The sequence below is a fragment of the Bradyrhizobium mercantei genome, from assembly GCF_001982635.1.
In the GTDB taxonomy this organism is placed as follows: domain Bacteria; phylum Pseudomonadota; class Alphaproteobacteria; order Rhizobiales; family Xanthobacteraceae; genus Bradyrhizobium; species Bradyrhizobium mercantei.
The window spans coordinates 1-1,117 of the sequence record NZ_MKFI01000039.1; the positions used below are offsets into that span (position 1 = coordinate 1).

At 70.4% G+C, this 1,117-nt stretch carries 1 protein-coding gene and 1 pseudogene; one reads left to right on the forward strand and one right to left on the reverse strand.

The window, feature by feature from the left end; all coding sequences use genetic code 11:
* Nucleotides 1–636: pseudogene (locus tag BI327_RS40745) on the forward strand (hypothetical protein); the annotation flags it as partial.
* A gap of 49 nt (nucleotides 637–685) precedes the next feature.
* Here the strand turns inward: BI327_RS40745 and BI327_RS40750 are convergent.
* The coding region (locus tag BI327_RS40750; protein WP_249776123.1) for a tripartite tricarboxylate transporter substrate-binding protein at nucleotides 686–1,117 on the reverse strand (432 nt) is incomplete at its 5' end.

A 1,117-nucleotide genomic window follows, 5' to 3' on the forward strand; every position in this document is an offset into this window, starting at 1 on the left:
GGCCTGGACATCGTCTACAGGCTGGCCCCGGGGCATGGCCTGTCCGCCGGCGACGCCGTCGCCGTGCAGATCGACTGGGACCGCCGCTACGGCCTGATGCGCCATCATTTCGCGGCCGAGATGGTCCTGCAATTGGTCTACCGGCTCGAACCGGGCGGCCTGGACATCGTCTACAGGCTGGCCCCGGGGCATGGCCTGTCCGCCGGCGACGCCGTCGCCGTGCAGATCGACTGGGACCGCCGCTACGGCCTGATGCGCCATCATTTCGCGGCCGAGATGGTCCTGCAATTGGTCTACCGGCTCGAACCGGGCATCGAAAAGGTCGGCGCGCACATCGCGCCGGCCAAGGCGCGCATCGATTTCGCCCGCGCCGGCAACATCGCCGACCTGTTCGAGCGCCTGAGCGCCGAGACGGATGCGCTCGTCGCCGCCGCCAAGCCCATCGTCACCGCGTTCTCCGACGAGGCCACCCAGCGCCGCTACTGGGAGGTCGAAGGCTTCTCGCGGATGGGCTGTGGCGGCACCCATCCGCGCACCACGCGCGAGATCGGGCCGCTGCACCTGAAGCGCAGGAACCAGGGCAAGGGCGTCGAGCGCATCGAGATCACGCTCGATCCGGCGGGCCCGTCCGCCTAGCGGGCATCGCGCGCGGGAAGGCGGCCCCGGCGCCATCCCGCGCCGCGGCTCATTCCGCCTTCATGTCCGCGCTCTTGACGATCCCGCCCAGCCGCTTGTCCTCGGCGGCGATGAAGCTGCCGAACTTCTCCACCGAGCCGGGAATCGCCTCGTAGCCCGCGTCGACCAGCTGCTGCCTGACCTTGGGCGTGGCCATGACGTCGGCGATGGCCTGGTTCATCGCCTTGATGACGTCCTGCGGCGTGCCCTTGGGCGCATACATGCCGCCCCAGTGGGTGATGTTGATCTGGGCAAAGCCCTGTTCCGCCGTGGTGGGCGTGTCGGGCAGCAGCGGCGAGCGGTGGTCCGCCGTGGCCGCCAGCGCGCGCACCCGGCCGGACGCGATGTAGCTGCGCACCGACACCGCCGCCTCCGAGGCCGCGTCGACCTGGCCGCCCATCAGCGCGGTGGAACTCTCGGAACCGCTCTTGTAGGGCACAAC